Raw genomic sequence first — 22,965 nt, forward strand, 5'->3', positions numbered from 1 at the left:
AATTATTAACTCTGATGGATCAAAAGCCATTGTTGTTTCAAGACGTTACAACAATGAATGGCTTCCGCCGCGGCATGCAAGCCTACGCTGCCTGGAAAGAAGCGCGCCTGTTGCGCAGACGGAAAGCAGATGGGTTGGCTCCTGACGACCACATCCTTGCCCGCACGGACATTTCCATGATCTATCCTTTATTGGGATGTATCACAGATCTTCGCGATCAATAGAGTGAGCAGCGGGAACGAAATGGGACAAAGAGCAGGGAGCGCCGATCTTCCCCTTCACGGCGGGCGTGTCCCGAGATGGCTTGGCGAGCGCATGACACGGCTTGGAGCTGTCATCACCGAGGCGATCGTCTATCACTATGGCCGAGACGAGCTTTTGAGACGGCTGGCCCACCCGTTCTGGTTCCAGTCCTTCGGCGCCGTCATGGGCATGGATTGGCATTCGTCCGGCATCACCACGAGCGTCATCGGCGCGCTGAAGCGAGGCTTGACGCCGCTTTCGGGCGAGCTCGGCATTCACGTCTGCGGTGGTCGCGGCAATCATTCGCGCAAGACGCCAGACGAATTGGTGATGCTCGGAGAACGCAAGGGATTCGACGGCGCCGCACTTGCGACGACCAGCCGGCTTGTCGCCAAGGTCGACAGCGCCGCGGTTCAGGACGGTTTCGATCTCTATCTTCACGGTTTCATCGTGACGGATGACGGCCATTGGGTGGTGGTGCAGCAGGGCATGAACGGGGAGCGCCGGCAGGCCAGACGCTATCACTGGCTTTCGGAAGGATTGAAGAGTTTCGTCGATTCCCCGCACGCGGCGATCGAAGGCAGGACGCAAGGGGAGATCATCAATCTGGCCGATCGGCGGGCGGCTCCTTCACGGATAGGTCAGCTCAATCTTCTGAGCTCATTCGGCCCGGATCGCATCGTTCGAGAGGTATCGGCGCTGGAAGCCGACCGCGTGGCTCCCTCGGACAATCTCCAGCCGATGTTGCCGCATCTGATCATGCCCGCGCATCACGACGTGCGGGAAAGCGATGTCAACATGAAGCGGTTGCATGCCAATCTTGCCGCAGCCGCCGATCGCGGCCCGAGGGATTTCGAGGAACTCCTTCTCGTCCCCGGCGTCGGGGCGCGAACGGTCAAGGCGCTTGCCATGGTCGCCGAAGTCCTGCATGGCGCGCCCTGCCGCTTTTCCGATCCCGCCCGCTTTTCGCTTGCTCATGGAGGCAAGGATCGCCATCCGTTTCCCGTGCCGCTCAACGTCTATGACGAGACCATCAATGTCATGAAATCGGCGGTGCAGAAGGCGAGGCTCGGGCGAGAGGAAGAGCTGCAGGCGCTGAAACGGCTGGACGACCAATCCCGCCAGCTCGAGCGCTATGTGACCGGGCCGGATCTGAAGGAAATCGTCGCAGGCGAGTTCCGCCAGTCGGCCGAATTCGGCGGCAGAAGCGTCTTTGGCTGGGAGCCGCCTTTCGAGGCGGATGGACCCGGCGAACAGGTCAAGCGCCGTTGACCGTCCGCAACCATGCCTCGATTCCTTTGGCGGCCGCTCGTCCGGTCGCAAAGCATGCGGTCAGCAGATAGCCGCCGGTCGGAGCTTCCCAATCGAGCATCTCCCCGGCAACGAAGACGCCCGGCAGCGCCTTGAGCATATAGGCATCATCGACACTGCTCCATTGGACACCGCCGGCTGAGGAAATGGCTTCCGCGATGGGGCGGGTCCTGAGAACCGGGATCGGCAAGGCCTTGATGAGCCTGGCGAGAGCCTCGGGATCGGTTCGGTCGGTTTCGCCCATGAGCTCCCGCAACAGAGCAGCCTTGACGCCCTCTATCCCTGCGCCCTTGCGGAGGCGGTTGGAAAGGCTTGCCTTGGCATCCTGTCGGCCCAGATCCCGTGCCAGCCGTTCCAAGGTTCGTCCCGGCATCAGGTCGAGCACGAGAGTGGCGCTATGCGCCGATTCAAGCTGGTCGCGCAGGCTTGAGGCATGGGCGTAGACAAGGCTGCCTTCGATGCCGTTTTGGGTTATCACAAATTCGCCGGGAAATGTGCCTGCATCCGATGTGGCTGTAACCGCCTTGATCGGCTCGCCGGCGAAACGCTCGCGGAACTGGTCGCTCCAGCCGACATCAAAGCCGCAATTGGCGGGTCGAAAATCGTTGACCTCCACCCCTCGGGCGCCGAGCCGCGAGATCCAGGCCGCATCAGATCCCAGCCGCGGGTAGCTGGCGCCGCCAAGCGCAAGCAGGGTGGCATCACAGTTGATGGTTTTCAGACCCTCCGGAGACTCGAAAACGCATCCATTCTCGGCGAAGCCCGCCCAGCGATGGCGCGTCAGAAGCTTGACGCCTTGCGTCTCCAGCCTGCGAAGCCAGGCGCGCAGGAGCGGAGAGGCCTTCATCACCTTTGGAAAGACACGACCGGAGGAGCCGACGAAGGTTTCGGTGCCAAGCCCCGCAGCCCACGCCCTCACATCATCAGGCCTGAAAACGTCCAGCGCCGCGCCCAATCGGCCGGACGCGGCGCCGAAGCGATCCGCAAAACGCGCGTAATCCTCCGCATGGGTGATATTGAGGCCGGATTTTCCAGCAAGCAGAAACTTCCGGCCGGCCGTCGGCATGGCCTCATAGATCGTCACGCGATGGTCGGAGAAGGAAAGCACCTCAGCCGCCGTGAGCCCCGCGGGGCCGCCGCCGATGATCGCAATGTCTCTCTTCACTTGCCTGCCTGATCTACCGTACCAAATGTTCGGCACTCTTGGCTGGTATCGCGGATGATGTCGAGCCCGGTCAGGCAGAATTTTCAGATCAGGATGTGACTCAAGTCGCGCCGCGCTATCGCTCGCAGGCGCACCGCCTCCTCTTCGGCAATCCAGCGATAGGGCCAGCGCAGGCGAGTGCCGACCGGTCCCCAAGCGCCGACGGCACTGAGCAATTTATCCAAGGCAGCGTTGGAATAGCCGAACTTCTGCCGGAACGGCACGATGTGTTCGTCCATGAAGCGGCAGATCCGGCGTTCCGTTTCCAGTGCGGCTTCAATGTCCTGCTTCATGAGGTCTGTCCAGCGCTGTGCCCCGCGCGGGCTGAGGCAGGCGACATTGGAAAATGCGCCGGCGGCAACTCCTTGCTTCATGCCCGTCGCGAGGTGATGGCCGGGCACGAAAAGCGAAAGCGGCAACAATTGTGCGCGCGCCTGCGCATACCAGTCCTTGTCGCCGTCCGCCAGCTTGACGCCGATGACCTCAGGGCAGGCCGCGCAGATGCCTGCCAGTTCTCGTGGCGCAAGAACGCGCTTGGCATGCGGCGGATTATAAAGAATCAGGGGGATACCATTGGCGGTCTCGGCCACCCGCCTTAGAAAGTCGATCGCCTCCTGGTCAGTGACGGGCCACCAATCCGGCAGGATGACCTGGATCGCCAGCGGAGCGAGCAGGGCGGCGCGGCGGACGCGCTCGAGCATGATCATCGGGTCCGGCTGGCAGGCGCCGATCACGAAGGGCATGCCGGATTTTCGGCATCTGTCGGCGAGCATGGCCTGGATCCTGTCGAATTCCGCCTCGGTCTGATTGTGAAATTCGCCTGCCGTGCCATTCGAATAGATGCCGTCGACGCCGGCTTCGATCAGAATGTCGATCTCTTCGCCGAGCTTATCGAATTCGATGCCGTCGTCGGCGGCGATCGGCAGGAGGAGACTTGCCCAATTGCCGCCTATGGATTGACGCGAGCGCTCCGGTATGTGCGTGCCCACTCTCTTCTCCCTTCTTCAGGTTTCAGTTCAGATCATCGCGGATACACGCCTTGAAATGCCCTGGCGCGATTTCCCTGAGTTCCGGAATGGTCCTGGCGCAGGCTTCGAGCGCCTTCGGACAGCGAGTGCGGAAGACGCAGCCGCTCGGCGGATTGGCAGGGCCTGGTATGTCTCCCTTCAGTAGCTGGGCATCGCGCGTCGCGTCGGGGTCGGGCGACGGGATCGCTGACAGGAGCGCACGCGTATAGGGATGTTGTGGCCGGGCATAGAGGTCGGCGCTTGGCGCCATCTCCATGATGCGCCCGAGGTAGAGGACGATGACGCGGTCGCAGATATATTCGACGACGGCAAGATCATGGGAGATGAACAGCATGGTGAGGTTCAGGTCCTGCTGCAGATCGCGCAGCAGGTTGATCACCTGGGCCTGAATGGAGACATCGAGCGCGGAGACCGGCTCGTCGGCGACGATGAAATCAGGTGCAAGGGTCAAGGCGCGGGCAATGCCAATGCGCTGGCGCTGGCCTCCGGAAAATTCATGCGCATAGCGGTTGACGGCGTCGGCTGGCAGATCGACCTTCTCGAGAGCCGAACGCGCCCGGTCAAGTCTCTCTTTGCCGGTCCCGATGCCCTGGATCTTCAGACCCTCGGTCAGGATCTCGCCGATGGTCATGCGCGGCGAGAGGCTCGCGAAGGGATCCTGGAAAATATATTGCATGCGCGGACGCGCCCGCCTGAGCGCGGAGGACGAGAGCTCAGTCAGTTCCATACCGTCGAAACGAACGCTGCCCGAAGACGGCTCAACCAGCCGCAGCACGCAGCGGCCGATCGTGGTCTTGCCGCTGCCGGATTCTCCGACGAGACCGATGACCTCGCCCTTGCCGATGTCGAAGGAGATACCCTGAAGAATGTTCAGCCGAGTGCCGCGTGAGATATAGTGCTTGGTCAGGTCACGGACGGAAAGCAAGGGAGCGTCGGTCATCTAGATCTCCTGCCAGCGAATGCAACGGCTACCGTGGGCCGGCGTGACGGCCGCAAGCGGCGGCACGGCGGCGCGACAGGCATCGATCGCAAACTTGCAGCGCGGTGAAAAGGCGCAGCCGGCGGGCATCTTGGCGAGGCTCGGTACGACGCCCGGAATGGCGGCCAGCTTCTGCCCCGCCTGCTTCATGCGCGTGGCTTCGCCGAGTCGCGGCATGGAGGCGAGAAGCCCAATCGTGTAGGGATGGCGGGGATTGCGAAAAACCTCGCCGACGGGGCCGTCCTCGACGATGCGTCCCGCATACATGACCGCGACACGATGGGCGATCTCGGCAACGACGCCGAGATTGTGCGTGACGAAGAGCATGCCCATCCCACGCTCGCGCTGCAGTTTCAGCAGCAGCTGCAGGATTTGCGCCTGGATCGTCACGTCGAGCGCGGTCGTCGGCTCGTCGGCAATCAGCAGCGTCGGGTCGCAGGCGAGCGCCATGGCGATGGTTGCGCGCTGGCGCATGCCTCCCGACAGCTCATGCGGATATTGACCGGCCCGGCGCTTGGCATCGGGAATGCCGACGCTTTCGAGAAGTGCGACGGCTGCTTTCATCGCACTTCTCCGATCGGCATTGCGATGGATGCGGATGGGCTCCGCGATCTGGTCGCCGATCGTGAAGACGGGATTGAGGCTGGACATCGGTTCCTGGAAGACCATGCCGATGTCATCGCCGCGGATCTTCCGCATCTCGTCCTCATCGAGGGTGACCAGATCGCGCGTCGTGCCGTCCTTGCCCCTGAAGCGAATGCTGCCTGCTGCTATTGCGCCGACTTTTCGGGTCAGAAGTCGCATGACAGACAGGCTGGTCACGGATTTTCCAGAGCCGGATTCGCCGACGAGCGCCAAGGTCTCGCCGGGCGATACCGTGAGGTCGATCCCGTTGACCGCTGTGATCTCGCCGCCTCTGGTGCGGAAGACCGTTCGCAGCCCCTCAATCTCCAGAATGGGTTCGGCGCGTTTTTCCATATCGATCTCAGCCGAGCAGGCCTGTCGAGCGCAGGATCTCGTCGATCCTCGCCGCCTCGGCCTCGTTGAGGGCGGCCCGGGGTCTCGGCATGATGTTGGTGTCGATGATGCCGAGGCGGCGCATGGCCGTCTTGAAGCCGCCAACGCCGGAAGCGCCGCCGCTGACACGGGCCTGTGCGACCCAGACGATCTCGAAGAGACTGCAGAGGCGCTCCTGCTCCTTGCGGGCGGCGACCCAGTCACCGCGCTGGGCTGCGTCCCAAAGCCTGATGTAGCCGTGCGGATCGACGTTGGCGAGGCCGGGCACCACGCCGTGCGCGCCCATCATCAGGGCGTTGTCGACGACGATTTCCGAGCCGGTCATCAGGAAGACGTCCTTGTGCTCAGCAAGGTCGAGCAGGGCATAGCGGAAATTGCCGTCGTCGCCGCTCGAATCCTTGAGGCCGACAATCGCGCCTTCCTTTGCGAGCGTGGTCACCGTCGAGCGGGCCAGCTTGACATGGACGCAGACGGGAATGTCGTAGGCAACCAGCGGGATGTCGACTGCATCCCTGATGTAGCGGAAGTGATCGATGATCTCCGGCTGGCTGGTGACGGTATAGAACGGGGCGGTGACGACGACCGCGTCAGCACCGGCGGCCTTTGCCACCTTCGAATGGCTGATCACGCGATCCGTGGTCGGATCGAGGACGCCGGCGATGACGGGCACGCGTCCGTTGACCACCTTGACGGTGTGCTCGAGAATCTCGCGGCGTGTCTTTTCATCATAAAAGACCACTTCGCTCGTCGAGCCGAGGACGAAGACGCCGTGGCAGCCGGCGCCGATCAGATGTTCGAGCACACGCGTATAGGACGGGTAATCAACGGTGAAATCCGGATTGAGCGGTGTCACGACAGGGGGAACTACACCACGGAATTTGGTCATTTTCGCTTTCTTTCAGGTTCTCAGTTGAGTTCGGCGCGAGGATCAAAGGCGTCCCTCAGACCATCGCCAATGAAGTTGATTGCAAGGACGGCAAGGATCAGCGCACCGCCGGGAAACAGCCATTGCCATGGATACTGCTCGAGAACGGCCGTGGAGCGCGCGGCATTCAGCATGTTGCCCCAGCTTGCGGCAGGCGGCGCGATGCCGAGGCCAAGGAAGGAGAGGCCGGCCTCCAGGATGATGGCGTTTGCGATTTGCACGGTGGCATAGACGACCAGGATATCGATCGAGTTCGGCAGGCCGTGGCGAAAGAGAAGATGCGGGAGCCCCGCGCCCATGCCGCGCGCTGCGAGCACGAAATCGCGCTCGCGCAATTCGAGGAGACGGGAACGGATCATTCGCGCCAGCAGGGGCCAGGAGAGCAGGGCGATGACGAACACCGTCGGCCAGATGCCGGTACCCGCGATCGAGGCAAGCACGAGCAGGAAGATCACCGGCGGCAAGGTCATGACGAGATCGACGAAGCGCATCGTGACGGCATCGGCCCAGCGTCCTGCCAATGCGGAAAGGGCACCGACAAGAAAGCCGATGATCGCCGAGATCGCGGTGGATGCGACCGCAACCACAAGCGAAATTCGGCCGCCTTCCAGGACACGGGCGAAAACGTCGCGGCCGACGCCGTCGGTTCCGAACCAATGCGTTGCCGTCGGGCCGCTGTTCATGGCGAGCAGATCGATGTCGTTCGGCTTGAAGGTCCACCACAGCGGATAGCTGAGGATCAGCAGAAGCATCGGAATGACGACGCAAAGCCCGAAGATCGCCGCGTGGTTGAGCGTGAAGCGCTGCAGGGCACGCGCCATCGGGCCGGGGCTTGCGGAGGGGGAGCGGGCGAGCATCTCAACCTACCTTGATGCGCGGATCGATCACCGCGTAGGTGATATCGGTCAAAAGATTGACGACGATTACGCAGGCGCCGATGACCAGAGTTGCACCCATGATGACGGGATAGTCACGGGTTTCGACGGAGTCGACCAACAGCAGTCCCATGCCGGGCCAGTTGAAGACGCTCTCGATGAAGATCGCGCCGCCGATGGCAAGACCGATGGTCGAGCCGATGAGGGTGACGACCGGGAGAAGCGCGTTGCGGAGCGCGTGCTTGGCGATCACCCAGAATTCCTTGACGCCCTTGGCGCGAGCGGTGCGCACATAGTCCTGATTGAGGACCTCCAACAGCGATGACCGCATGTAGCGCATGATCAGGGCGGCCTGGGCGGTCGCAAGAAGTGCGGCCGGCAGAATAAGGTGGCTGAGCAGATCCCCGATCGAAAACGGCTCGCCCGGCGTGAGCATGCCACCGGAAGGCGCCCAGTTGAGGCGGACCGAAAAGAGATAGAGCCCGATCAGGGCACTGAGAAAGGCCGGGCTGGAAATGCCGGCAAGGGCAAAGACCGAAAACGACAGATCGGTCGCGGAATTGCGGCGCACCGCGCTGATGACGCCGGTGACGATGCCGACGACGATGGCGATGACGATCGCGGTGCCCATGAGCAGCACGGTAGGACCGATCCGAGATAATACCAGGCCGAGCACCGGCTGATCGAGCCGCTTGATCGAATAGCCGAGATTGCCTGTCACCGCCTGCTGCAGCCAGGCCAAATATTGCACAGGCAGGGGCTGATCGAGCCCGAGCCGGCTGCGCAGATCGGCCAGTTCCGCCGGCGACATCGGAATGTTCGGGTCGATATAAGCATCGATCGGATCGCCGGGGGTCAGACGCAGCAGCAGGAAGATGAGCAGGCTCAAGGCCAGCAGCATTCCCACGCCGATCGCCAGGCGTCGAAGACTGTATCGGAGCATTTCGTTTCCGTCTCGTCGGGGGATGGCTCGCGCCATCCCCGCTCTGCTTCAAACCAGGCTGATTACTCGGCGACCGACCATTTCTGCGGATCGGCCTTGTAGGGTCCGCCGCCCGGCGCCGGCGTCCAGACGAAGTTCTGAACCTTGGATGAGACAACACCATAGCGGTTTGCCACCCAGAGGGTCGCCCACGGCAGGTTCGAATTCATCACCTTGCAGACATCCTGGTAACGGGCGTTACGCTTGGCGCTGTCGGTTTCGCCAAGGGCGGAATCAAGGGCGGCGTTCAGGTCGGGCATGCGGGCGCGAACGACATTCGGGCCGGCCGGCGGGATCTGCTTCTCGTTCAAACCGACATTGATGCTGCCGGCGTCCGGCCCGTTCTGCAGTCCGGCATAGACCATCTGGAACTGCGCGACGTCAGGCTTCGGATTGAGCACGATGCTGTTATAGGTCGGCGTGTCGACGGCGCGCGGGACGATATTTATTCCGACCTGAGCGAGCATGGCCTGGACGGCCGCAAGCACATTGGTCGCCAGAGGGGTCGTGTAATAGGTCAGGACAGTGATCGGCTTATTGCCGTTGATCTGCTCCCACCCGGCTTCCTCAAGCAGTTTCTTGGCCTTTTCCGGATCGTAAGCATAGCTGTCGATGTCCTTCGGCACCAACTGATCGGCGATATAGGCGCAGTTCGCTGGCTTGGCAGCACCGCCATAGAGGCTCTTGATGATGGCGTCGCGGTTGATCGCGTACATCACCGCCTTGCGGACGCGAACGTCCTTCCAGATCGGCGATTCGTGGTTGAAGCCGAGATAATTGACGACGAAGGAATTGCCCTCGATGACCTTGAAGGCTTTGTCGTCCTTGAAGGTCGGAACATCGTTGGCGTCGACATAGGTGAACTGGATTTCACCCGCCCTGAGGGCTGCGATCGCTGCCGCGGGATCGGCGAAATACCGGTTGATGACGCGTTCGAGCGCCGGCTTGCCGCCGCGATAATCCGTATTGGCTGCGAGCTCGACATACTGATCGGACACGTATTTGGTGAACTTGAACGGTCCGGTGCCGATCGGGGTGGTCGACCACCATGTATTCTTTGGGAGCTGGTCGGCGGGGATGGAACCAAGCGCATGCTCGGGCAGCATCATCACCTTGGTAAGCGTATCGAGAATGCTGGCGGTCGGGGCGCTCAGCTTGATGACCAGCGTGTGGTCATCCGGCGCCTCGACGGATGAGACCGCCTTCAGCCGGGCAGCGAGCACGGAGCCCGTCTTGGCGTTCGTTGCAAGACCCATGGTGAACTTGGCGTCCTTGGCGGTGAAGGGCTTGCCGTCATGCCATTTGGCGTCGACGAGCTTGAAGGTATAGGTCAGCTGGTCGGGACTGACCTCATAGGACTGGGCGAGCACGCCGACGACCTTCTGGAGCTTCTCGTCATAGGTGATCAGTGGCTCGTAATAGACGCTGAGCCAGGTGAAGCCTGCGGTGGCTGCCAGCGGATTGAAGTTGCCCTGGAAACCGCCGGGGCCGACATCGAAGCCGCCGGAAAGGGTGGCGGCTTGTACCGGCGCGGTGAAGGCGGGCACGGCGGCCGTCGTCATCAGGGCCGCGAATGCTATTGCCGATAGTCTAGACAGTCTCTTCATTTGTTCCTCCCATATTCGAAGCCGTCTTGTTATGCGCGATCACCCGAGAGATGCCCTCGTAGTGACGATCCAGGCGCCTGCGCGCCTCCTCCAGATCCTTTGCCTCGATCGCATCGACGATGGCGGCGTGATCCCGCCAAGTGGCCATCGGGTCGACATTGTCGAGGTTGACGAAATCGGACGCCTTGTAAAAGGCGAGCCAGAAGACATCGATCAGCCGTGCGAGCGTCTCGTTGCCCTGGCAGCGAAAAAGCAGGCGGTGAAACAGCTGGTCGTCCTCGGCAAAGGCCTCGCCGCGCTCGGCATGGACACGCATGCGCTTCACGGTTTCGCGAAGTTCGGCGATATCCTCATCGCCGATCACTTCCAACGTCTTGGCGATCATGCCGACTTCGAGCGCCCGGCGGATCTCGATGACTTCCTCGATCTGGCGGAGCGCGCCGCCGAGGCCATAGGCGAGATTGTCAAGCAGAGGCTCGAAGGAAAATGCCTTCACGAAGATGCCGACGCCGCGCCGTGTCTCGAGAACGCCCAGAGATTCCAGCGCCTTGATGCCTTCGCGGAGCGAATTGCGGCTGACGCCCAGCTGGCTTGCGAGCTCTCCCTCCGGTGGCAGAGGCGTTCCGGGCTTCAGCCCGTTGTCGTTGATGTAGGACCGCAGGCTTTCCTGCACGGAAACATGCAGCAGAGGTGCGCGCGTCAGAGGTTTCATCGATTTCAGGGTCATGCCTGGCCAGTCCTCATTTATGAGTGACTACATATCCACTTGTAGGATATCTGTCAAATGGGCAGGTAACTTTACCCACTCCAGGAACCTGGCAGAGACATGAGTTGCGCCCGCATGTTAATACCAGTATAGGTCCAGAACGTGCGCCGCGGAAAAATTTTGAAGTGAGCCGGTTGCGAGGTGGCGGGAATGGATGCCGATGTGTTGATGGAACGGATCGGAAGGGAGTTGAGCGCTTCAGCTTCCTCGCTGCCGCTCTACAAGCGGCTCAAGACGGCAATCGAAGAGGCGATCCGCTCCAATGCGCTGAAGGCGGGCGCTATCCTGCCCGGCGAGCGCGTCATTGCCGAGACTCTGGCGCTCTCGCGCGTGACCGTACGCAAGGCCCTGGCGCTGCTCGAAGAGGAAGGATTGCTCAACCGCCGCCACGGCTTCAAGACCGAGGTCGGGTCGAGGGTCGAAAAGTCGCTCTCGACCCTGACGAGTTTTTCGGAGGATATCCGCGCGCGTGGTCTCGTGCCGGGATGTCTCTGGCTTTCCAAACACATAAGCCGGCCGTCGCCGGCGGAGATGATGGCGCTCGGCATTGCCGGGAACGCCAACGTCGTTCGAATGAAACGCGTGCGGACGGCAGATGGCGTACCGATCGCCGTAGAGACGTCGGCAGTTCCGGTGCGATTCCTGCCTTCGCCGGAGCTGGTCAGGGATTCCCTTTATGAGGCGCTCGATGCGCGCGGGTTCATACCGCAGCGCGCGATCCAGAGAATGCGCTCCCGCGCCGCCTCCACCGAAGATGCCAAATATCTTCACTGCGAAGCCGGAGCGCCGCTGCTGATGACCGAAAGACGGTGTTTCCTCGGTGATGGGCAGATCGTCGAATATTGTGAGACCCGCTACAAGGGCGACGTTTACGACTTCGTGTTCGAACTGCAGAGATAATACCAGTAACAAACTGGTTGTAATCTGGTCTTTTCCAACTATCGTGATGCCGAAAGGGGATCACGATTGCAGCGCGAAGATATCAAAAACAGCCTGATTATTTCCTGCCAGCCGGTTCCCGGCGGGCCGATGGACAATGCGGATTTCGTGGTCGGGTTCGCCAAGGCGGCGCTTTCGGCCGGAGCAGGGGCGCTCAGAATCGAATCCATCGCTTATCTGGAGGCGGCGCGGCCCGAAGTATCGGCGCCGATCATCGGCATCATCAAGCGCGATCTCAATGAAAGCCCGGTGCGGATCACGCCTTTCGTTGCCGATGCCGAAGCCTTGGCGGAAGCCGGAGCCGATGTCGTTGCTTTCGATGCGACCGACCGGGTGCGGCCGGCATCGATCGAAGACCTGGTGAGGGCAGTGAAGGCCAGGGGCAAACTCACCATGGCCGATTGTTCGTGCCTTGACGATGCGCGTCGGGCGCTTGCGGCGGGTGTCGATTTCGTCGGTACGACGCTCTCGGGCTACGTTGGCGGTCCGGAACCCGTCGACCCGGACATTGATCTCATTGCCGCCATGCGGTCGTTGACGCCCTATGTCATCGCTGAAGGCCGCATCCGCACGACCGAACAGGCGGCCGCCGCGGTTGAGGCAGGGGCTTATGCGGTCGTGGTCGGTTCGGCCATCACGCGCACGGAGCATGTCACGTCCTGGTTCCACGATGCCGTCGCGGATGCCTATGCGCGCAGCGAAGCGGAGGCCGTGCTCGCCATCGATATCGGTGGTACCAAGACCATGGCTGCTCTGGTGAAGGGCGACGAAGTCCTTGCGGACGTCGTCATAGCTACGGCGCGGGAAGCGGGACCGGATGCCTGGCTTGCGACCATTGCCGATCACGTTCGGCTGTGGGACGATCGCTATCAACGCATCGGTATTGCCGTCACCGGTTTCGTTCAGGATGGTCTGTGGTCCGCGCTCAATCCGGCAACGCTTGGCATTGAGAACGATTATCCGCTGGTCGAAAGAGCGACGGCAGTCTTTGGTCGGCCGGTCTTTGCCGTGAACGACGCGCAGGCGGCCGCCTGGGGCGAATACAGGTTCGGCGCCGGCGGTGGTGTCGATCTCGTCTTTCTGACAATCTCGACCGGCATCGGCGGCGGCATCGTCATCAATGGCCGGCCGCTTTCAGGCCTTGCAGGACATTTCGGCCTTATCCGCAGCCCGACCGAGGGCAGGTCGCCGCTCGAGGATCAGGTATCGGGCCGCTGGATCGCCGACGAGGCGCTGAAGGCGGGACATGCGGTGGACGCTGCCAAGGTATTCGAAGCGGCGCGACAGGGGCAGGAGTGGGCGAAGGCCATCGTTTCGAAATCCGCCTTCCGCTCCGCCATGCTTTGTCGCGATATCAAGATGATGCTCGATCCGCAGCGGATCGTCATCGGCGGTGGCATCGGGCTTGCGGACGGCTATCTCGATCTCATGCGCGCTCACCTTTCGGATGTCGCACCTCGTCTGATGCCGAGGCTGGTGCCGGCGAAGCTCGGCAGCCGCGCAGGGATCATCGGGGTCGCGAATCTCGCCGGAGGGAGCCGCTAGCCATTCCTCGGGACATGCATGCGAAGGTTACAACAAACAAAGGAAGGGAACTCAGATGAAATTGAACAGGACGTCTCTCTCGGGCCTTGCTTTTCTGCTTGCAAGCGTCTCCTTGCCGGGGACATCGAACGCAACCGTTACCGTGCTCGGCTGGCCGGGCGGTTCGGAGGAAACCGCTCTTCGCGCCACCGTCGAGGCCTATAACGCACGGTCCGAGGTCGCCGATGCCGACAAGGTCGAGCTGCTGTTTTTCAACCGCGACGGCTTCTTCGACAAGCTTCAGGCGGATATGGCCGCCGGCTCCGACGCTTTCGACATCAACCTCGTCGCAACCTATTCGATCGGCCGCTACGCGCCTTACATGGAGCCGGTCGATCTCGGCGGCGATGCGGCCAAGGTCTTCGGCAATGCCGTGCTGAAGACGATGCAGTTCGACGGCAAGCAATATGGCGTGCCGACCGATCTTTCGCTGCATTTCATGTACTACCGCAAGGATCTCATCGATGCCCTGATGAAGGACGATGCGGCGAAGACGAAATATGCCGAGCTCGCCAAGCAGTATCTCGGCAAGGAGCTGCAGCCGAAGGATCCCGACAGCTGGACCTGGGACGACTGGGCGGCAACGGCGCTCTATTTCAGCAAGCAGGTCAATTCCGACAGTCCAGTCCGCTACGGCACGGTGCTGCAGATGAAGAACCTGCTCTTCAATATGATGGTGTTCCAGTCTCTGCCACGATCCTATGGCGCCGACTGGATGGACAAGGACGGCAATGTCACCGTCGATTCCGAGGGCTACAGGACCGGGCTGGAACTTTACAAGAAGCTCTATGATGCCAGCGCTTCGCCGAAGGACTCGCTGAGCTACGAATATGCGGAAACCAATGCCGCCTACGGTTCGGGTCAGGCCGCCACAGCCCTGCAATGGAATGCAGCTGCGGCCGATCTCACCAATGCGGAGAAGTCGCCGGCGGTCGCCGACGTGACCGGCATCGTTGCGCCGCCGTCAGGCCCGAAGGGCCGAGCCGACCATATCCATGGCCTCGGGCTTGGTCTCAACAAGAATGCAAAGAACAAGGAAGGCGCCGTCAAGTTCCTGCAATGGCTGGCGACGGAAGATGCGGCACTCCTCTATGCGCGCGGTGGCGGTTCGCCGGCGCTTGAGCCCGACGTGGTCGCCAAGATCGCCAAGGAGCGTCCCGACCTCGTCAAGCTCGGCGAGTTCGCCGGAAAGTACGGCTATGTGATGAACGGTGCCACCTCCGCCAATGCGCTCTCCGTCTACGAGCTGCAGGCCAAGGAATTCACCGGCTATTGGTCCGGACAGCAGAGCCTTGACGATGCGCTCGCGCATACCAAGGCTGGCATGCAGGATCTTCTGAAGAAGTAATCTCGTGAAGAAGTAATCTCTGGCGGGCGCCATGATCGGCACATGGCGTCCGGCGCATCCGGCGGATCGAAATGGCTATCGTAAAACGCGCCGAGGGACGGGCATATCTCACGCCGCTCGTGGGTTTCCTGCTGCTGTTTCTCGGTTTCCCGGCGATCATCAACCTCATCTATTCGGTTTCGAACGTCTCCTTCGAGACGCTGCGCAGCCCGACGATCAGTGGTCTCAACAACTACCTGAACGTTCTGACCGACCGAGAGTTCTGGCGATCGGTCACGTTTTCCCTGCGCTTCGGCGCTTTGACGGCACTTGCCGAATGCCTGATCGGGCTTTTTCTTGCGATCTTTCTGGAGCCGCTTCTTTCAAAGCGCTCGGTGCTGATGGCGCCGCTGATGCTGCCCTTGATGGTGGCGCCGGCGATGGTCGGCCTGATGTACCGTCTCGTGCTGCACGAGTTTGCCGGGCCGGTGCCCTACTATCTTTTCGAATGGTTCGGCGACAGCCCTGCCTTTCTCGACATCAACAATGCCTTCTGGACTCTCGTTGTCGTCGAGACGCTGCAATGGACACCGTTCGCCTTCCTGCTGTTCTACATGGCCTATGTCGCGATCCCGTCCGACGTGCGAGAAGCTGCGGCGCTCGACGGTGCCTCGGCATTCAAGCTTCTGTGGTGGATCGAACTGCCGCTGATGCTGCCGACGCTGGTGATCGCCTTCTTCATCCGCTTCATCGACGGCTTCCGCGTCTTCGACAATGTCTACGCGCTGACCGGCAGCGGTGCGGGCGGTTCGACGACGTCGCTGTCGATCTACATCTATCAGGCCTTCTTCAAGGAAGGCGCGATCGGCAAGGCGGTTGCCGCTTCCGTCGTCCTGTTTCTCGCTTCGCTCGCCGTGCTCTACGGCCTCAACTGGCTTGCAGGCCGCAGGAGGAAGTGAGCATGCTGAAGGTGCTGCGCTGGTTTGTCTTCGTCATCGCCGCCCTCGCGATGAACTTCCCCGTGATCGTCACGCTGATCACCTCTTTCAAGAGCGCGCGCGAACTTTCGGTCAATCCCGGCCTCTGGATCAATCAGCCGACGTTTGAAAATTATCTCGGGGTTTTGACGAAGACCGACCGATTCAACATCTTTTCCTATCTCTGGAACAGCACCGTCGCCTCGTTGATCGGGACGGGACTGGCGATCCTGCTCGCTTTCCCGGCTGCCTATGCCGTGGCCAGAAGCGAGGCAGGCAAGCGGACGCTGTTGCCGATCATCGTCAACCTGCGCGCCGTTCCATTGATTATTTTCGCCATTCCGCTCTACATGATGTACCAGTGGCTCGGTCTTCTCGACACGCGGCTTGGCCTGGGCCTGATACTGACCATCGTCAATACGCCGCTCGCGCTCGTCATCCTCGTGAACGCGATCTCTGACGTGCCGCTGGAACTCGACGAGGCGGCCAAGGTCGATGGCGCAGGCACCTGGCAGATCATACTGCGCATCGTCCAGCCGGTCGTGCGGCCGGCCCTGGTGACGACCTTCATCTTCGGCTTCATCACGGCCTGGAACGAATTTCTCTTCGGTCTGATGCTGACGACCAGCAGGGCCGTACCGATGACGGTCGGCGCCTCCTTCTTCTTCGCGGCAAGCGGCGGCGGCGTGCAATGGGGAACGGCCTCCGCCGTCATGATACTCGGCGCGCTGCCGCCGGCACTGCTCGGGATGCTGATGTACCGGCAGATTTCCGGCTCCATGATGGCCGGGGCGGTCAAGGGCTGACACCACTTCACGCTCGGGATAACAAACCCGTCAGGGTGTTGGCGATCGCTTCGCCATCGTGCTGTCCGCGCTGCCAGGCGTCCTCATATTCACCGATGAGGACGTCTGCGCGTATCTTTCGGCTCGTCTCGTCCAGGGCGCCATTGGCCAGATAGGGGAAGGATCCGATCGTCTTTTCGAAAGGGAAGAGCTCCCGGTTCGCAACGACGTGCGAAAGCGGTCGCTTGCCTTTGCCGCCGTTGCGGCTCCAGACCTCACGGAAAAGCCCGACAAGAACAGAGAGATTGTCTCCCCGCGTCTCCCGGCATTGCAGGATATTGCCGATCAGAATTTTCAGCGCGTTGCGGTTGCGCGCGATCGCCGGGACGACGCCATGGATCAGCAGATGCGGCAATATGCTTGAATAGAAGCTTCCCGGCCCGAAGACGATCGCGTCCGCTTTTTCAATCGCTTCGATCACGGCTTCATTTGCTCTCACCGCTATGTCGGTGCTTGCGGCGATCGATAGATCAATCTCCCTGATGCCGGCCCTGGCGTCCTCGTCGGAGAGTGCGGTGATGAGGTGCTGCTGCGGTATGATCCTGTCGTTCTTCAGGGTCGCGGTCAGCTCGATGCCGTTCTGGTTCGACGAGGGCCAGACGTTGCCGGTGATGCCGCAAAGCTTGCGGAAGACGAATATAGCTGTGTTTATATCGTTATTATGCGCCAGATACGCGCCGGTCAGAATGAAATTCCCGATACTGCCGTTTCGGAAATCGAAGCGATCGCCGATACGCGAGCTGAAGGTGCGCAGATAATTCAGGATCGCGCTGCGCAGTCCGGGTTCCATCCGCTCCAGGAGAGGATGCCGGCCATCTGCGTAATATTCAAATTCGGTGCGTGCGTCGGCGGAACCGGTGCCGTCGGACAGGCGGGCATTGCAGATCTTGACGACGTCGCCGGCACAGCCTTCGCCATAGGCCATGGTCATAAGCGCCTGGCGTATGTCCCCCACCGAAAGGACGCCGAAGGTTTCCCGGATGACTTTCGAGCTTCCGCCGCTATCCCAGGCCGGTACGACTCGTGTCAGATGAAAGGGCCGTCTGCAGAGTGCGAGATTGATGGAGCGGCACGCGGTCCCGCCGGAAAAAAGGACGATCTTGGGGTGACCATTCTGAGACATGCATTCTTTCTGGCGAGATTTCGAGACAGCCTTGGTCTAGCGCATAACCCTGAAAATCGGAATCGATTTCGGGAAGTATTGCGTGCGGTTTCCATATGACAGAGCGCCCTTAACTGCGAGATGGCGATTGCGTTGGTAAAAGTCTGCCACGCAGAAGCAACCACACCGTTCCGATCGCGACCAGGCCGACGACAATGTTTGCGAAGGAAAAGAGATAGGGTGCGAGGAGCGCGACCGCCCCGTCGTTGCCGCGCGCCACCATGCGCAGTGCTGAACTCGCCAATGCCGTGACACCGAAGGTGAAGGCCCAATAGGAACCCGCGAAGGGCTGTTTCATGACCCACGGCAAGAGACGCAGCAGAAGCAGGGTCTGAAACAGGGCATAGCCCAGCATGGCATGGGACAACATGTCCGGGGTTCCGGTTGTGACGCTGAGGTATGCAAGGTTTCCGACTGCTGGTGGCGCGAGCTGGATGCCCAGCGTCGGCCGCAGCGGTTCCGGCAGGGTGGGTGCTGTGTAGAGCCTGTGCAGCAGCACGGATTCGATTGCAAGCCAGGTGAAGAAGCCGGCGCCGAAGGCCAATTGTCCCCAATCCGCATAGCCGAATGTGCCGGCCGCGATCGCGGTGACGAAAGAGCCGGCAACGGCTGGCAGATAGAGAACCGGCGTGGTTGCTCCCACATCCCGGCCACCGCGCCAAAGAACGCCCGTCCGCCACAGCGCAAAGATGAGAGTGAAGGCTGCGCCGAGGCCGAACAGGATTTCGGCGGCGCCCGGCACATAGGGATGGGCGCCCAGCGCAACCAGCATGGTCGCGACTCCGACGAGCCCGACGAAGCAGCATTGGATCGGGTTTTCCACTTCAGCAATCGCCTCCCGCGGCGCCACGATCCATTTGGCGCCGTAGAGCAGGATCAGGACAAACCAGATCAGCGCGGCGGCCATTTCCAGCGTTTCACCGATTTCCGTCGGAAGCGGCCAGAGGGTGGAAGAGGCTCGCCAGGCATTTCCGAGGCCGGCGACACCAAGAACGATACCGAAGAACGACGCAGGGATGAGCGGCAATCTGCGATGGCGAGCCTGCGGAGCTGCATCGGCATGCGAGGCAATCGATGATTCAATGCTCATTTCAAAGGCCCTCGAATTGCAGGTTTGTGGAGATTTTCGGCAGGTTCGCCATTCGCCGGGGCAGGGTGGGTCTTCGCCCTGCCCGGGGGATGCTGTCATGCCGTCACTTTGCGATACCGTCGGCGGCGTCCATGACGCGCGCGGAATAGACCAGCGCAGCACCGGCATTGACGGAGACTGCGACTCCGAGCGCTTCAGCGATTTCCTCCTTGGTGGCACCATGCTTTTGCGCTTCGGTCGTGTGGACGACGATACAGCCGTCGCACCGGACGGTAACGGCAACGGCAAGGGCGATCAGCTCACGCTGCTTGGCATCGAGATGATTGGTCTTCTGCCCTGCTGCGGACAGAGCCTGATAGCCCTTGACGGTATCGGGGGTGATCTTTGCGAGTTCGCCGATGCGGCCAAGCAGTTCGGTGCGGTATTCCTTCCAGTCCAACATGATTGTCTTCCCTTCCATTCTCAGCGGAGCATCATTGCCTTGGCTGTTGGAAGGGAATATGAGCTGAGAAGCTTATACTTTGAATGTTTCAACGGCTCATTCTCTAGCGCGATCGTCTCATGGATATCCTAAGCCGCATCATAGAACTCGCGCATCTCCAGCCGGTGCTGGATATTCGTTGCAGGCTCGAAGGCGCGTTCGAAATCGATCACGCCCTCGTTGAGAAGGGATCGATGCCGTTCCATCTGATCCTCGGTGGAAGCTGCATCATCGAAACCGGGTCCGGCGGGCAGTTCGTGCTGCAATCGGGGGATTTCCTCCTCCTTCCGCGCGGAGACGCCCATGCGATCAGGGGTCGCGATGCAAAAGGATCTGCCTTGCCATTGAGAATTTCCCGCGAGGGCATGCTTCCCCTGCGCCAGAATGGCCAGGGCGAGGCGGATGTCGATTTGCTTTGCGGGCATTTCGACTTCGCCCCCGGTTCTTCGCGGCTGCTCCTCGATGCGCTTCCCGATCCATTTCATGCCTCGCTCGTCGAAGTCCAATCGGAGGAAACGCTGAAGACGCTGGCTGGGCTTCTTCGGCACGAGACGACGCTTGAGCAGCCGGGCGCACTCACCATCGTTACGGCAATCTGTCTCGCCCTATTCGTCATGGCTCTGCGGCAACATGGCAGCACATCGTTTGAGAGGCCTGGCCTGCTGGCGCTCCTTGCCAACCCGCGATTGGGCAAATCGGTCGCGCGACTGGTGGCGGAGCCCGGTCATCGCTGGACGATCGATGAACTTGCCCGCCTCTGCGCCATGTCGCGCGCGACCTATGCGCGGCAATTCAGGGAATGCACGGGCATGACCGTCGGAAGCTTTCTTACGGATTGGCGGATGGCGATTGCCGGCGATCGTCTTCTGCAGACCCAGCGAAGCATTGCCGATATTGCCGCCGAGGTCGGCTACGAGTCCGAGGCGGCGTTCGGCAAGGCCTTCAAATCGAGCACAGGCCTGACCCCGGGCCGCTTTCGAAGGGAAGCGGTGTAGCAGGCAATTGTTCGTCCTATTATTCGCGACTGTTGTCGCTACCGAAGAGCGGCGGCGCGGAGGGTGCGGTGGTCGCCTGGGTCGCCCATTCGCTTTCAAGCTTATCGTCGCCGGCGGATCGGGACGAAGTCCGCGATGCTGTCGCGTCCTCCGCAATTTCGTCGACCGCTTGATACCAATGGCGGAGATCGGCGCCTTCCGGCCGCCCCTCCCGTTCCCAGATCTGATAGGCCCTTTGCCGGATTCGATCTTCCCCGCGATCCATCGACGTCCTCCGTAAGTGCGAAATGCATCGCTGCTTAAACCGGCTCGCGGCGAGCAATGTTCCGCACAACGCGGAAGAACGGCTGCGGGTCAGATAATCCTGCTGACGCTTTGCTCAGATCTTCGGATGGCAACGAGAAAGCAGAGGGCGTCGCCCGACAGCGTCAAAGCCTTATGCTTCTCCGTAAGCAGGCAATCGTGGGCATTCAGCGTGATCTGCTCACCATCCTGCACGACGGCGACCCTGCCGCTCTTGCAGAAGAGGAGTGTCGTCGGCGCAGTTGCCTCCACTGTGATCTCGCCTGCGAGTTCAAAGCGCTCGACGGTGTGCATAAGGACACTTCGTCGAGTCATGACATTGAGGTCGGTGATCTCGCCGTCGAGCAAGGTCGCCGAGGTCGGCGTATCGGCTGAAAAGATTAGCGGCGGGCTCTCCTGAGTGAGCCGAACCGGCGCCTGACCCTCGACAGAGAGCGTCATGCCGGTGCCATCAAGGATCGAGAGTGTGCGTTCGATGCCGGGAAAGACGGAGAAGGGGCCATCGGAGGCGACCGTCGCCATGCTGATGCGCCAGTCGAATTCCGCCAGTCCTGCGCCTTCCGGAAAGACGGCGATTTCGACAGTCTCGCCGCCGCCGTTCTTCCAGGGCATACGCTTGTAGTCGCCGGCACGAAGCACCTTCATGAGGTCAGTTCCCAAGGATGCCCGGCAGGCGGAGGCCCTTTTCCCTGGCGCAGTCCACAGCGATCTCGTAGCCGGCATCGGCATGGCGCATGACCCCGGTGGCGGGATCGTTCCAGAGCACGCGTTCGATGCGGCGAGCCGCATCATCGGTGCCGTCGCAGCAGATCACCATGCCGGAGTGCTGCGAATACCCCATGCCGACGCCGCCGCCGTGATGCAGCGACACCCAGGTGGCGCCGGAGGCGGTGTTGAGCAGGGCGTTCAACAGGGGCCAGTCGGAAACGGCGTCCGAGCCATCCTTCATCGCTTCCGTTTCGCGGTTGGGCGAGGCGACGGAGCCGGAATCGAGATGGTCGCGACCGATGACAACAGGGGCCTTCAACTCGCCGTTCTTCACCATTTCGTTGAAGGCGAGGCCGAGGCGATGACGATCGCCGAGGCCGACCCAGCAGATGCGCGCCGGCAGGCCCTGGAAGGAAATGCGCTCGCGCGCCATGTCCAGCCAGTTGTGCAGATGCTTGTTGTCCGGAAGCAGTTCCTTCACCTTTGCGTCGGTTCTGTAGATATCCTCCGGATCGCCGGAAAGGGCGGCCCAGCGGAAGGGGCCGATGCCGCGGCAGAAGAGCGGGCGGATATAGGCAGGCACGAAACCGGGGAAGGCGAAGGCATTTTCCAGGCCTTCGTCCTTGGCGACCTGACGAATATTGTTGCCGTAGTCCAGCGTGGGAATGCCGGCATCCCAGAAGGCGATCATCGCCTCGACATGTTCGCGCATGGAGGCGCGGGCAGCCTTCTCGACGGCTTTCGGATCGCTCTCGCGCTTGGCCTTCCACTCGGCGATCGTCCAGCCCTTCGGCAGGTAGCCGTTGATCGGGTCGTGGGCCGAGGTCTGGTCCGTGACGATATCGGGGCGGATGCCGCGCCTGACCATCTCCGGCAGGATTTCGGCGGTATTGCCGAGGAGGCCAACGGATTTCGCTTCGCCGGCCTTCGTCCAGCGGGTGATCATCTCCATCGCCTCTTCCAGCGTTTCGGCCTTTTCGTCGACATAGCGGGTGCGCAGGCGGAAATCGATGGAATCGGGATTGCACTCGACCGCAAGGCAGCAGGCGCCGGCCATGACGGCAGCGAGCGGCTGCGCGCCGCCCATGCCGCCGAGGCCGCCCGTCAGGATCCACTTACCCTTGAGGTTGCCGCCGTAATGCTGCCGGCCTGCTTCCACGAAGGTCTCGTAGGTGCCCTGCACGATGCCCTGCGTGCCGATGTAGATCCATGAGCCGGCCGTCATCTGGCCGTACATGGCCAGGCCCTTCTTGTCGAGCTCGTTGAAATGGTCCCAGGTCGCCCAATGGGGCACGAGGTTGGAGTTGGCGATCAGCACGCGCGGCGCATCCTTGTGGGTGCGGAAGACCCCGACGGGCTTGCCGGACTGGACCAGCAGCGTTTCCTCCTCGGTCAAGGTCTTCAGGGCGGCGACGATGCGGTCGAAATCCTCCCAGGTGCGGGCGGCGCGGCCGATACCGCCATAGACGACCAGCTCATTGGGGTTCTCGGCCACATCGGGATCGAGATTATTCATCAGCATGCGCAGGGGCGCTTCGGTCATCCAGCTCTTGGCGTTGAGCTGGTCGCCGCGAGGCGCGCGGATTTCACGAATGTTGTGGCGTGGATTGGTCATGG

The 22,965-nt window shown here is 61.6% G+C and carries 22 protein-coding genes; 7 read left to right on the forward strand and 15 right to left on the reverse strand.

The annotated features are described in order from the left end of the window. The first annotated feature begins 243 nt into the window (after positions 1-243). Positions 244-1,515 (forward strand): DUF763 domain-containing protein, encoded by a 1,272-nt coding sequence (locus tag AAE029_RS11135; RefSeq protein ID WP_371072903.1) that lies wholly within the window; start codon positions 244-246, stop codon positions 1,513-1,515. On the opposite strand, the gene AAE029_RS11140 is transcribed toward AAE029_RS11135, so the two are convergent. From AAE029_RS11140 to AAE029_RS11180, 9 genes are all read right to left on the reverse strand, one after another. Beyond that, positions 1,502-2,719, reverse strand: coding sequence for a TIGR03862 family flavoprotein (locus AAE029_RS11140; protein ID WP_371072904.1), 1,218 nt, complete (start codon positions 2,717-2,719; stop codon positions 1,502-1,504). The two genes, AAE029_RS11135 and AAE029_RS11140, sit on opposite strands and share 14 nt — an antisense overlap. Before the next feature lie 83 nt (positions 2,720-2,802). Then, positions 2,803-3,747 (reverse strand): dihydrodipicolinate synthase family protein, encoded by a 945-nt coding sequence (locus AAE029_RS11145; RefSeq protein WP_371072905.1) that lies wholly within the window; start codon positions 3,745-3,747, stop codon positions 2,803-2,805. Between the two features lie 22 nt (positions 3,748-3,769). After that, positions 3,770-4,726 carry an ABC transporter ATP-binding protein gene (locus AAE029_RS11150; RefSeq protein ID WP_371072906.1) on the reverse strand — a complete coding sequence of 319 codons (957 nt, stop codon included), beginning with the start codon at positions 4,724-4,726 and terminating at the stop codon, positions 3,770-3,772. After that, positions 4,727-5,743, reverse strand: coding sequence for an ABC transporter ATP-binding protein (locus tag AAE029_RS11155; RefSeq protein WP_371072907.1), 1,017 nt, complete (start codon positions 5,741-5,743; stop codon positions 4,727-4,729). Positions 5,744-5,750: 7 nt separating this feature from the next. Further along, positions 5,751-6,668, reverse strand: coding sequence for a dihydrodipicolinate synthase family protein (locus AAE029_RS11160; protein ID WP_371072908.1), 918 nt, complete (start codon positions 6,666-6,668; stop codon positions 5,751-5,753). Between the two features lie 20 nt (positions 6,669-6,688). After that, positions 6,689-7,564 carry an ABC transporter permease gene (locus tag AAE029_RS11165; protein WP_371072909.1) on the reverse strand — a complete coding sequence of 292 codons (876 nt, stop codon included), beginning with the start codon at positions 7,562-7,564 and terminating at the stop codon, positions 6,689-6,691. Position 7,565: 1 nt separating this feature from the next. Next, complete coding sequence (locus AAE029_RS11170) at positions 7,566-8,525, reverse strand: ABC transporter permease (RefSeq protein ID WP_371072910.1); 960 nt, start codon at positions 8,523-8,525, stop codon at positions 7,566-7,568. A 62-nt stretch (positions 8,526-8,587) separates the two neighbouring features. Continuing rightward, entirely contained in the window at positions 8,588-10,171 is a 1,584-nt protein-coding gene (locus AAE029_RS11175) for an ABC transporter substrate-binding protein (RefSeq protein WP_371072911.1), read from the reverse strand. After that, complete coding sequence (locus tag AAE029_RS11180; protein WP_371072912.1) at positions 10,155-10,898, reverse strand: FadR/GntR family transcriptional regulator; 744 nt, start codon at positions 10,896-10,898, stop codon at positions 10,155-10,157. The genes AAE029_RS11175 and AAE029_RS11180 overlap by 17 nt, the downstream gene beginning before the upstream one ends. Before the next feature lie 189 nt (positions 10,899-11,087). On the opposite strand from AAE029_RS11180, the gene AAE029_RS11185 reads away from it, so the two are divergent. From AAE029_RS11185 to AAE029_RS11205, 5 genes are all read left to right on the forward strand, one after another. Further along, positions 11,088-11,837 (forward strand): GntR family transcriptional regulator, encoded by a 750-nt coding sequence (locus tag AAE029_RS11185; RefSeq protein ID WP_371072913.1) that lies wholly within the window; start codon positions 11,088-11,090, stop codon positions 11,835-11,837. Positions 11,838-11,903: 66 nt separating this feature from the next. Further along, entirely contained in the window at positions 11,904-13,421 is a 1,518-nt protein-coding gene (locus AAE029_RS11190) for a putative N-acetylmannosamine-6-phosphate 2-epimerase (protein WP_371072914.1), read from the forward strand. A gap of 55 nt (positions 13,422-13,476) precedes the next feature. Next, positions 13,477-14,808: an extracellular solute-binding protein gene (locus AAE029_RS11195; protein ID WP_371072915.1), complete on the forward strand. Its 1,332-nt coding sequence runs from the start codon at positions 13,477-13,479 to the stop codon at positions 14,806-14,808. Between the two features lie 71 nt (positions 14,809-14,879). Continuing rightward, complete coding sequence (locus AAE029_RS11200; protein WP_371072916.1) at positions 14,880-15,746, forward strand: carbohydrate ABC transporter permease; 867 nt, start codon at positions 14,880-14,882, stop codon at positions 15,744-15,746. Between the two features lie 2 nt (positions 15,747-15,748). Further along, entirely contained in the window at positions 15,749-16,570 is an 822-nt protein-coding gene (locus tag AAE029_RS11205; protein WP_371072917.1) for a carbohydrate ABC transporter permease, read from the forward strand. A gap of 7 nt (positions 16,571-16,577) precedes the next feature. On the opposite strand, the gene AAE029_RS11210 is transcribed toward AAE029_RS11205, so the two are convergent. The 3 genes from AAE029_RS11210 to AAE029_RS11220 form a co-directional block, all read right to left on the reverse strand. After that, positions 16,578-17,732 (reverse strand): gluconeogenesis factor YvcK family protein, encoded by a 1,155-nt coding sequence (locus tag AAE029_RS11210; RefSeq protein ID WP_371072918.1) that lies wholly within the window; start codon positions 17,730-17,732, stop codon positions 16,578-16,580. A gap of 109 nt (positions 17,733-17,841) precedes the next feature. Beyond that, positions 17,842-18,861, reverse strand: a complete 1,020-nt coding sequence (tehA, locus tag AAE029_RS11215; protein WP_371072919.1) for a dicarboxylate transporter/tellurite-resistance protein TehA — start codon at positions 18,859-18,861, stop codon at positions 17,842-17,844. 103 nt (positions 18,862-18,964) lie between these two features. After that, positions 18,965-19,303 (reverse strand): carboxymuconolactone decarboxylase family protein, encoded by a 339-nt coding sequence (locus AAE029_RS11220; RefSeq protein ID WP_371072920.1) that lies wholly within the window; start codon positions 19,301-19,303, stop codon positions 18,965-18,967. A 119-nt stretch (positions 19,304-19,422) separates the two neighbouring features. On the opposite strand from AAE029_RS11220, the gene AAE029_RS11225 reads away from it, so the two are divergent. Beyond that, entirely contained in the window at positions 19,423-20,337 is a 915-nt protein-coding gene (locus AAE029_RS11225) for an AraC family transcriptional regulator (protein WP_371072921.1), read from the forward strand. A gap of 19 nt (positions 20,338-20,356) precedes the next feature. Here the strand turns inward: AAE029_RS11225 and AAE029_RS11230 are convergent, their stop codons facing one another. The 3 genes from AAE029_RS11230 to hutU all read right to left on the reverse strand — a co-directional run bounded on the left by AAE029_RS11230 (position 20,357) and on the right by hutU (position 22,963). Continuing rightward, the gene (locus AAE029_RS11230) at positions 20,357-20,602 is read right to left on the reverse strand and encodes a DUF2934 domain-containing protein (protein ID WP_371072922.1); all 246 of its coding nucleotides are present in this window, start codon (positions 20,600-20,602) and stop codon (positions 20,357-20,359) included. An 89-nt stretch (positions 20,603-20,691) separates the two neighbouring features. Next, positions 20,692-21,285 carry a HutD family protein gene (locus AAE029_RS11235; protein WP_371072923.1) on the reverse strand — a complete coding sequence of 198 codons (594 nt, stop codon included), beginning with the start codon at positions 21,283-21,285 and terminating at the stop codon, positions 20,692-20,694. Between the two features lie 4 nt (positions 21,286-21,289). Next, entirely contained in the window at positions 21,290-22,963 is a 1,674-nt protein-coding gene (gene hutU / locus AAE029_RS11240) for a urocanate hydratase (RefSeq protein WP_371072924.1), read from the reverse strand. Positions 22,964-22,965: the final 2 nt, after the last annotated feature.

Source organism: Sinorhizobium sp. CB7, from assembly GCF_041357635.1.
GTDB lineage: Bacteria > Pseudomonadota > Alphaproteobacteria > Rhizobiales > Rhizobiaceae > Rhizobium.